We start from the raw sequence: 8,881 nt of genomic DNA on the forward strand, positions 1-8,881 counted from the left end.
AGGTCGTTTTCTCCCGTTGTTTCATCCCGGAATCTGTGGTTGATGCGCCTTTGCGGGGTAGCGCCAGGAGATGGTGTTCTCGCCGGTGAGGCGGCGGGCCATGAGGTCGGTCATGGCGAGGTGGATCATGGCTTCGGATCGGGTGGGCAGGGTTTCGTAGTCGCGGGCCAGGCGGCGGTGCAGCATGAGCCAGCCGTAGGTCCGTTCGACCGCCCACCGCTTCGGGATGGGAGTGAAACCTCTGGTCCCGGGCTTGCGAAAGTGGCCTCGCCGCGGCGACACCGACGAGGGCGGCTCCATGCCCGCAACGGCGTCGGCTGAGTCGGCCGAGGTGCGTGAGGCCCGCAGACGGATCAGGCTGCTGGAGCAGGAGAACGAGGTACTCCGGAGGGCTGCGGCGTATCCGTCGCAGGCGAACCTGCTGGGAAAATGAGGTACCCGCTCGTCCGCGAGCCGGCCGCCGCCGCTGCCCCTCACCGGGTGCCGGTGGCGGTGACGTGCCGGGTGCTCGGGCTGGCCCGCCAGCCCTACTACCGGTGGCTGGCCTCTTTGTCACCGACTTCGAGCTCGTCGAGGCGTACCGGGCCAACGCCCTGTTCGACGCGCACCGCGACGATCCCGAGTTCGGTCACCGCTTCCTTCTCGACGAGGCCCGCGTCGCCGGTGAGTCGATGGCGGAGCGGACCGCCTGGCGTATCTGCCGCGCAATCGCTGGTGGAGCGTCTTCGGCGAGCGACGGGGCCGCGGCAAGAACGCCAAGGCCGGACCGCCGGTCCACGACGACCGGGTCCGGCGCGACTTCCCCGCCGACGCCCCGAACCGGCTGTGGCTCACGGACATCACCGAACACGCGGCCGGCGAGGGCAAGTTGTATCTGTGCGCGGTCAAGGACGTGTACTCCAGCCGCATCGTGGGCCACTGCCATCGGCACCCGGATGAAGTCCGGTCTCGCCGTCAGGGCCCTGGACTCCGCCGTCGCCCGTCGAGGTCAGGTCGCCGGATGCATCGTGCTTTCCGACTGCGGGTCGCAATTTCGCTCCCGGAAGTTCGTTGCCGTTCTCGCACGTCACAGCATGATCGGGTCGACGGGGAGAGTCGGTGCGGCCGGCGAAAACGCGGCCGTGGAGAGCTTCTTCGCGCTGCTGCAGAAGAACGTCCTCGACCGCCGTGCGTGGGCCACCCGCCAGGAAGTGAGGATCGCGATCGTCACCTGGATCGAGCGCACCTACCACCGACGCCTGCGTCAGAGACGTCTGGCCCGGTTGACCCCCATCGAGTACGAGACCACCATGACCCCACCCGCAGCCCTGGCTGCATGAACCCCGCTGTCACCTGTTCGTGCAGCAGTCCCATGTCCTGATCCGGCGGTAGGTCACGAAGCCGTTCACGGTCAGGCCTGTCCAGATGACGGTACTGATCAGAGGCCACCACAGGTCCCGTCCCCCGTCTCCCCGGGCGAGATTGACGACCCAGCTGACCGCCCAGCTGACCGCGAGGACGAGTGCGGCCCACCTGGCCCACCGCCAGATCCGCATCGTTCCCCGGGCATAGGTTTCCTGTGAGCTGTGAGCATCCTGTCGGAGTCGTGTGCCATCCATACCTACCCGCCTACCCCCTGCACGTCCCTTGCCTTCCGGCCCGTGAGAGAGGGCCGAAAACGGACGGCCTCACCGGCTTCCTGGAGCTTCGTTGCAAGCTGCGGGCCCTTGGGGGTGGCGATGCCCTGGTCAACGTGGTGCGTCCGAGCGTTACTGACCTTGAATGCGTGATGTCGTTATGACGGTTTGGGTACCGGGCCGAGCTGGTCGGCCATGCCCGTCGTCTGCCGGCCACCGGCACCGCCGTTACACCGAGACCGGGCCCTGGACGCGACGAAGGCATCCACGACACCAGCGGCGAGCGGCGGTGCCGCCAACCGTTGCGGATGTGCGGCGCTGTCCCTGTCATCGTGGCTCTGGGCGGCACCGATCTTCGTCCGCGGCATGGCCGGCAGAGTGGGCGAAGGGTTGTCCGGGTGCTGCCTCAGGGCCGCCGCTCTGATGCCTGCCGGGAGGCGTGGGGCGGCGTGTCGGGGAGCAGGCGGGTGCTGTCGAAGGTGGTGGGGTGCAGGTCGGCGGCCAGGAGCAGCAGGCGCAGCGGCTGGCGGCGTAGTCCTGTCGCGGTCGTGTGACGGTCCGGGCGGTCGGGCGGGCGGGCGGGGCGCGCAGAGGAGGTGGAGGCCCGCGGTGTCCATGAAAGCCGTGTGGTTCAGGTCCCGGATGAGGTCGGTCACGTGTGCTGGTAGTGCTTCGGCGGCGGCGCGCAGTGGGGGCAGGGTGTCGAAGTCGATGTCCCCGTACGGGGTGATGCGTGCGGTTGTGCCGTGGATGGTGGTGGTGATGTTCACGCAGGGCGCGCCCCCTTCCGGGGGTTGATGAGCCCAAGAGCGAAGCATCCCTGGGGAGGGGGTGGACGACGAGGGCGGGGGCTGGGTGCCCGGAGTGGGGGCAACGCCCGGCTCCCCGAAAGGCCGGCACTCGTGTGTCGGCCCGTCTCGTTGTCCGTCCACCGTCGCACGCTGCTGCGCGTGACCGCGACTTTCGCAGGGGGAAGGTTGTGTGCCGGAGCCGGCGGGACGACGCCGGGGCGTGGGCAGGCGAGGACCGCAAGCCCGTGCCGGAAGGGACTGCGCGCATGCGGGCTCGTGCTCGCGAAACCGACCCTCCATGAGCTTGTCCGTCTCGGAGATCTTCTCGTTGAGGGTCACCACCTCCTTCGTGATGGTGAGGACGATCTTCACAGTGGCGGTCTCCCCCGTGACGGCGGTGTGCTGCCGCTCGGGGGCCTCCACGGTCTTCGTTGCCGGCGCTTCGGATTCGCGGGTCTTGCGGTTGCAGGACAGGTGGTCAGCCGGTGGTGGCCGGTGCGCCGGATCGCCGCCGGGGTTCTGGCAGCCCGTCAGGAGCACCGGCGCTCCGCGGGTCTCCAGGTCGAGGGCCCGCTCCGCGGCGGGGACCATGCTGGTCAGCAGCGACAGCAGCCGGTTGACGGTGCGGGTGCGTTCGGCAGCCAGGTCGGCGCGGGATCGGTCAGCAACCGCAGTTGCACGGTGGCATCGTCGTCAGGACGGATCGGCGGGAGGTCACGCCGCATCCGCGTCTGATCGGCGATGACGCGGGCGTCCCGGGCATCGGTCCTGCCCTGGCCGCGGCAGCTGTCCGAGGCCCGGTTGGCGGCGATGCCGGGGACATGGACCAGTTCCTGACCGTGGTTGACCGACAGCGCATCATCAGCGCCGGCTCACCGCCGGTGATGTCCAGGGCGCAGGTGACGGTACGGCCGTCGGCGAGATCCAGGACGTCACCGGTCAACTTCATCAGCTCGGGCTCGTCGTTGGCCACCCGTCGCGACAGCAACGTGCCACTCTCACTGTCCGGGGCCGGGCAGTGGTGGTGGTCTCTTGCCCCGCTCGGTGCCGGCCCATGTCCGGTTCATCGTGCTCCGGCTCGTCGTGCGTGCAGTGCGTAGCACGAACGACCTCGCCGGTCTTGCTCCACACAGCGGCCTGTTCGCTGTTCCGCATCGGCGGCCGAGTCGTCGTGGGGGCCCACCTCTTGTCACGGGCCCGGCTGTTCCGGGCGGAGTGCAGGCGTCGACGACGCAGCGCGGTGGGTCGCATGCGTACCGGCGTCCGCAGTCTGCGTCTTCGTCCGTGAGGCCGTCCTCGTCCTGGGCCAGGACGGTGCCCCCTGCGGTGGCCGTACGCGGTACGCGGCCGGCCGCGGTGGTTCGGCCTTCCTGGTGGGCTCACCCGCGCCCGGTCGGCTCGGCGAGGACGACGAGGTCGTCTTCGTGCAGGCTTCCGGCAACCACCGTGCCGTCGTGTTCCGCGACGCTGGTCACGAAGCCGTACGAGGCGTCGTCCGCTCGCAGGTCGTGGACGAGACGCCCGTCGAGGTCGAAGGCCATGACCCAGGCGACGGGGGTGGGCTTGGGCCGGACGGCCTCGGGCATGTTCCACAGCAGGACCCGCAGCAGACCGGGGAGCGGCAGCAGCCTGTCCAGCAGGGTGTTGCGGGGCGCGGCGATCGACACCCAGACGAGCCGGTCGCTGCCCAGGCTGATGTTGTCGGGCAGGCCGGCGAGGTTGTCGACGAACGGCTCGGCGGTGCCGGCTTTCGGTCCGGTGAGCCAGTAGCGGCTGATGCGGTATCCGGTGGTCTCGGCCACGAGCAGGTGGGAGGCGTCGGGTGCCAGGGCCAGGCCGTTGGCGAACTTCAGGCCCTCGCGCAGCACGGTGACGGCGCCGTCGGGGTCGCGGCGTGCCAGCAGACCGGTGCAGGAGTGCTCGATGACGTCGCCGAGGTAGTGCTCGAGGTTCCAGCGGCGGGTGGATACGGTGAACCAGATGGTGCCGTCCGGGCCTTCGACCACGTTGCTGGCGAAGGTCAGGGGCCGGCCTGCGACGGTGTCGAGGAGTACCTCGAGCGATCCGTCGGCGGACATGCGCAGCAGCCCGCGGTCGTGGTCGCACACCAGGACCGCGTCGTCCGCGGAGGGCTGGAGTCCCAGGGGGCGTCCTGCGGTGTTGCCCACGACGGTGCGGGTGCCGGTCGCCGGGTCGATCCGCAGGATGGTGCCGTCGGCAAGGCCGGTGAGCAGGTGGCCGTGCCGGTCGAAGACCACATCCTCGGGGCCGTGACCGCCGGTCGCGATGCGGCGGGTGACGGCGAAGCGGCTCGTGGTGGGCGTTCGGCCCTGGCGGGCCGGGGCCGGGGGCGGGGTCCAGCGGCGGGGCGAGAGGAGACGGCGGGGCGGGGTCACAGCTGGCTCCCTACCTGGGCGATGACGGCGATGCGGAACAGGCCGAAGACGCTGGTACCAGGCCCTTCTCGGTTGGTCACCCGGGTGCCGGTGCGCGAGCGGTGGTCACCGACGACTTCTTCCCCGGCCATCCTTCCAGGCAGGTGGGTGCGCTGGCGCCGGAAAGCCCGCATGTGCCGGCCGTCGTCGGCCGGCATCCGGTGTCCGAGGTGGTGCGCGAGGTCCGTGAGAGGGGGTCGGCGGGTGACGAGCTCCCAGTCGAGCAGGCTGGCGGGCCGCGTGGCGCACGTACGCCTGCCCCCACCGCCGCCGGTCCGCACGGAAGAACCCGTCGCACAGCTCCGCCGCGAACGCCCCCAGGTTTTCCCGGACCTGGGCCATCTCCTCAGGTGTCACGTCCCAACGACACCCGCCGACCAGCAGACACGCCGCTCAGGAGTGAGGATGACCAAGCCCTACTGGCGCGATCGAGCGTGGACGTCGCTGGCACGGGGAGGGCGCACCCGCTGGGCATGCGTGACGTGCGCAGTGCGTGGGGAGCGGGCGCTTGCAGGTACGCCGAATCCTTGCGGCAACGGCGGGTGAGGTGGACAGGTTCCGGTTTCCGCGCAGCAGGTTGGCGAGCATTGCGCCGCGGGCCGGATCCGTGCTGGTCATGGGTCCGCGGTGGAAGGCGGCAGCGTCGGCGTTGGGTAACGCCCTCACCAGCGCACTGCGTGTGGTCGGCAGGTGCATCCGGAGCGTCGGGGTGTGGCATTCCTGGCTCACACGAATGCACAGGCGCTGAGGGTGGGCCGGCGCCCTCGAGGGGTGACGTGACCGTCGCAGTTCCAGGCACGGTGATGCGCCGCCGCCCAGGGGCGGCTGGTCCCGCCTACTGCCCACCGCGACGCCGTCGCGGCCCTGACCCGTCCGGTGCGCGCCTCGATCGCAGCGCCTGGCGTCGCGCGGCCGCAAACCGCAAGGACGGCGTCCCGGCCAGCAGGGCGGCGATTGGCCGGCCGGTGTCGTCGATCGGAATTGTGGTTGCCATGTCTTGCGACGTCAGAACGGTGTCGTCGCGCATCGTGCCGCCCGTACGGCCGGCGCGCCCTGGCCGAAATCTCTTCCCACCCTCAAGCGGGAGCAACGCGAGTACCCCGTCCCGAGCGGAACATGACCGATCGCTCGCATCATGGGAACTGTGAGGCAGATGTGACGAAAGCGCCGGGGCGGAGGTAGGCCCCTGATGGCTTGTGGACCCTGTTGTGACGGGGGAAACCGCACGTCTAGCTTGGTGCACTGCGTCGGCGTCCCGCTCGACGGGGTGGCGCGCTGGCTCAGGTATCAGGTGCGGGACAACCCGCGCTCATCGACGGCACGTTCATCGACGAAGGGATATGACGATGGCTTACGAGCGTCCCACTCTCACCAAGGTCGGCGACTTCCAGAAGGTCACGGGCCTGGCCGGGACGGGCAGCCCCGACCTGCTGGGCGGCCACAGCCTGCTCTGACCTTCTCCGACCGACCACTGATTGGCATGCACACGTAATTCACAGTGGTCGAGCGCGTGGGCGGCGCCGCCGGTGCCGCCCACCTGCTTGACCGCACACCGCCGACCGTCCCCGACCGGAAGGACCCGCCCATGGTGACCGGCCCGTCGTCCACCGCCGGGGCCTGCTGGTTCCTGGTCTTCCCGGACACCGATGCCGTCGCGGCCCTCGCCGCGCGAGCCCGGTCGAGCGCGACCCGGGAGATCCCGCATGCGTCGGGACGGCCCTGGCTGATCGGCCGCTGGCCGGACCACGCCCTGACGACAGTGGCGTGCGGGCCTGCCCGGCTGGCCGTGCTCGGACAGCACGCGGTGACCGAGAAGGAAGCGGCACACGCGGCCCGCGCCGGATCGCTCGAGGCCGCCGACGCCCACGCGAGCAAATGGGCCGGCAGTCACCACCTGATCGCCGGTCTCGACGGCAGGACGCTGGTCCGCGGCACCGTCACCGGCGTCCGCAGCGTCTTCGTCGCCCAGGTGCCCGGTACCCACGGCGCCCACCTCGTCTCCGACCGTGCCGACGTCCTGGCCGACGTGGCGGGCGCGGACCTGGACGAGGCACGCCTGGCCGTGCACCTGCTCAGTCCCGGAATCCTGCACCCGCTGACCACCCAGACGGTCTGGCGCGGCGTCGACGTCGTCCCCGGTGACCGGCGCGTCCTGCTCGACCGCGACGGCCGGCTCCGCACGAGCCGCTGCTGGAGCCCGCCACCGGCCGAACTGCCGCTCGCCGAAGGCGCCCGGCTGGTCCGGGAGCGCCTCGCCGACGCGGTCGCCGCACGGATCACGGGCCGCGAACTCATCAGCGCCGACCTGGGCGGTGTCGACTCCACCGCGGTGGTCGCCACCGCCGCCCGCGCGGGCGCGAAGACCGTCGCCTACACCGCCGCCGTCCACGACGTCCTCGGCGACGACGTCGCCTATGCGCGCCGCACGGTGGAGGCGCTGGACGCGGTGGAACACCATGTGGTGCCCGCGACCGCCGTACCCCTGACCTTCGACCGCGTCGACGTGCTCGACGACGACCTCGACACCCCATCGCTGTACGCGGTCAACCGCCATCGGCGGATGCACATCATCGAGCGGGCCGCGGAGCGCGGCTCCCCTCTGCACCTGAGCGGAATGGGCGGCGACGAACTGTTCAGCGGTGCCTCGGCACACGTCCACGGACTGCTGCCGCGCCATCCCCGTACGGCCTGGCAACTCGCCCGCGGCTTCACCTCCCTGCACCGCTGGTCCCGCCGCACAGCCATCGCCCAGCTCCTGGACCGCCGCCCGTACGGCTCCTGGCTGGCCCGGGTCGCGCACGACCTCACCCTCCCCCAACCCCCCATGTCCGTCCCGCTGTTCACCTGGGGCACCCCGCCGCGACTGCCCCCGTGGGCCACAGGGCCGGCCGTCGAGGCCGTGCGCGCGCTCATCCACGCGCAGGCCAAGGACACCGAGCCGCTCGACTTGGGCCACGGCGGACACCGGGAGCTGGCCACCCTGCGCACCCTGGCCCGCTTCGCCCGGCACGTCCAGCAGATGTCCGAGCCGCTCGGCGTGACCTTCGCCGCGCCCTACTACGACGACCTGCTCGTCGAGGCCGCCCTCGCCGTCCGCCCGCAGGAGCGGGTGACGCCATGGCGGTACAAGCCGCTGATCGAGGAGGCCATGCGGGGCGTCGTCCCCGAGTCCGTCCGGCACCGGACCACCAAGGCGCACGCCGCCCTGGAGGAGGAGACCGGACTGCGCCGCCACCGCTCCGCCCTGCTCGCCCTCTGGGAGGACTCCCGGCTGCGCGAGCTGGGCCTCGTCGACGAGGCGGCCCTGCGCGACTGGTGCGTCCGGCCGCTCGCCGCCGACTTGGAGAGCGCGCTGCTGCATCCGACCGTCGGCTGCGAGGTGTGGCTGCGCGCACGCGAACGAAGCCGCGGCCCGCTACGGCCGGCGCAAACCGACACAGGAGGTATCACAGCATGACGATGACCCTGCGCCCCGGAGTGGTGACGGCCGACACCGAGTACGGCATGGCGCTGCTCGACCAGAACAGCGGCGAGTACTTCACCCTCAATCCCACCGCCGCGCTGATCGTGCGGACCCTGCTGGACGGCACGAGCAGGCAGCAGGCGGTGACGACGCTCACCGACCGGTACGACGTGACCGCCGAGCAGGTCCAGGAGGACATCACCCGCATCCTCCAGGAACTGCACGCCGCAAGGCTCCTGGCCGCCTGACCCGGAATGCCGCAGTCCTTCCCCGCTCCGGGCCCCGCCCCCACCCGTCCAGCCCCGCCCCCACCCGTCCCGTCCCGTTCGGTTCGGTTCGGTTCCGTCCCGTCCCGTCCCGTCCTCGTCACGGAGGCATCGCCACAGTGTCCACCTCGCAAGTCGTCCCGCACGACCCCCGGTCGGTGCCCCTCGGTCCGCGGCTGGTGACCCGGCTGGCCGTCGGCTGCGCCCACCTGCTCGCCCGGCAGCCCCCCGCCCGCATCCGCAAAGTCCTACTGCGGCTACGCCCCGGAGCCCGGCCCGCGACCCTCACCGAAGCCGCCCGGGCGCGGGA

At 71.2% G+C, this 8,881-nt stretch carries 6 protein-coding genes and 4 pseudogenes; 5 read left to right on the forward strand and 5 right to left on the reverse strand.

Going from position 1 to position 8,881, the window contains the following annotated elements; translation table 11 throughout:
• Positions 1-21: 21 nt before the first annotated feature.
• Positions 22-258 (reverse strand): annotated as a pseudogene (locus tag BU52_RS34490) (transposase); the annotation flags it as partial.
• Between BU52_RS34490 and BU52_RS36725 the strand changes: the two are divergent.
• Positions 212-1,319, forward strand: a pseudogene (locus BU52_RS36725) (IS3 family transposase); the annotation flags it as partial. The pseudogenes BU52_RS34490 and BU52_RS36725 sit on opposite strands and share 47 nt — an antisense overlap.
• A 9-nt stretch (positions 1,320-1,328) precedes the next feature.
• On the opposite strand, the gene BU52_RS32475 reads toward BU52_RS36725, so the two are convergent.
• From BU52_RS32475 to BU52_RS36925, 4 genes and pseudogenes are all read right to left on the reverse strand, one after another.
• Entirely contained in the window at positions 1,329-1,535 is a 207-nt protein-coding gene (locus BU52_RS32475; protein ID WP_107061332.1) for a hypothetical protein, read from the reverse strand.
• 1,040 nt (positions 1,536-2,575) lie between these two features.
• Positions 2,576-3,474, reverse strand: a pseudogene (locus BU52_RS37225) (IS110 family transposase); the annotation flags it as partial.
• Positions 3,475-3,786: 312 nt separating this feature from the next.
• The gene (locus tag BU52_RS32485; protein ID WP_037941424.1) at positions 3,787-4,803 is read right to left on the reverse strand and encodes an SMP-30/gluconolactonase/LRE family protein; all 1,017 of its coding nucleotides are present in this window, start codon (positions 4,801-4,803) and stop codon (positions 3,787-3,789) included.
• Positions 4,800-4,934 carry a hypothetical protein gene (locus BU52_RS36925; protein ID WP_268747638.1) on the reverse strand — a complete coding sequence of 45 codons (135 nt, stop codon included), beginning with the start codon at positions 4,932-4,934 and terminating at the stop codon, positions 4,800-4,802. The genes BU52_RS32485 and BU52_RS36925 overlap by 4 nt, the downstream gene beginning before the upstream one ends.
• Before the next feature lie 1,254 nt (positions 4,935-6,188).
• Between BU52_RS36925 and BU52_RS35185 the strand changes: the two genes are divergently transcribed.
• The 4 genes and pseudogenes from BU52_RS35185 to BU52_RS36735 form a co-directional block, all read left to right on the forward strand.
• Positions 6,189-6,296, forward strand: coding sequence for a keywimysin-related RiPP (locus BU52_RS35185; RefSeq protein WP_110635242.1), 108 nt, complete (start codon positions 6,189-6,191; stop codon positions 6,294-6,296).
• A gap of 44 nt (positions 6,297-6,340) precedes the next feature.
• Positions 6,341-8,299 carry an asparagine synthase-related protein gene (locus tag BU52_RS32495; RefSeq protein ID WP_235216489.1) on the forward strand — a complete coding sequence of 653 codons (1,959 nt, stop codon included), beginning with the start codon at positions 6,341-6,343 and terminating at the stop codon, positions 8,297-8,299.
• Positions 8,296-8,553 (forward strand): lasso peptide biosynthesis PqqD family chaperone, encoded by a 258-nt coding sequence (locus tag BU52_RS32500; RefSeq protein WP_037941429.1) that lies wholly within the window; start codon positions 8,296-8,298, stop codon positions 8,551-8,553. The genes BU52_RS32495 and BU52_RS32500 overlap by 4 nt, the downstream gene beginning before the upstream one ends.
• 137 nt (positions 8,554-8,690) lie before the next feature.
• Positions 8,691-8,881 (forward strand): annotated as a pseudogene (locus tag BU52_RS36735) (lasso peptide biosynthesis B2 protein); the annotation flags it as partial.

Origin of the sequence: Streptomyces toyocaensis, assembly GCF_000725125.1 — a bacterium.
Taxonomy (GTDB): Bacteria; Actinomycetota; Actinomycetes; order Streptomycetales; family Streptomycetaceae; genus Streptomyces; species Streptomyces toyocaensis.

Coding starts and splice junctions, on each gene's coding strand:
- BU52_RS32475 (WP_107061332.1), bottom strand. CDS start 1,535: ATGCGGATCTGGCGGTGGGCCAGGTGGGCCGCACTCGTCCTCGCGGTC.
- BU52_RS36925 (WP_268747638.1), bottom strand. CDS start 4,934: ATGGCCGGGGAAGAAGTCGTCGGTGACCACCGCTCGCGCACCGGCACC.
- BU52_RS35185 (WP_110635242.1), top strand. CDS start 6,189: ATGGCTTACGAGCGTCCCACTCTCACCAAGGTCGGCGACTTCCAGAAG.
- BU52_RS32500 (WP_037941429.1), top strand. CDS start 8,296: ATGACGATGACCCTGCGCCCCGGAGTGGTGACGGCCGACACCGAGTAC.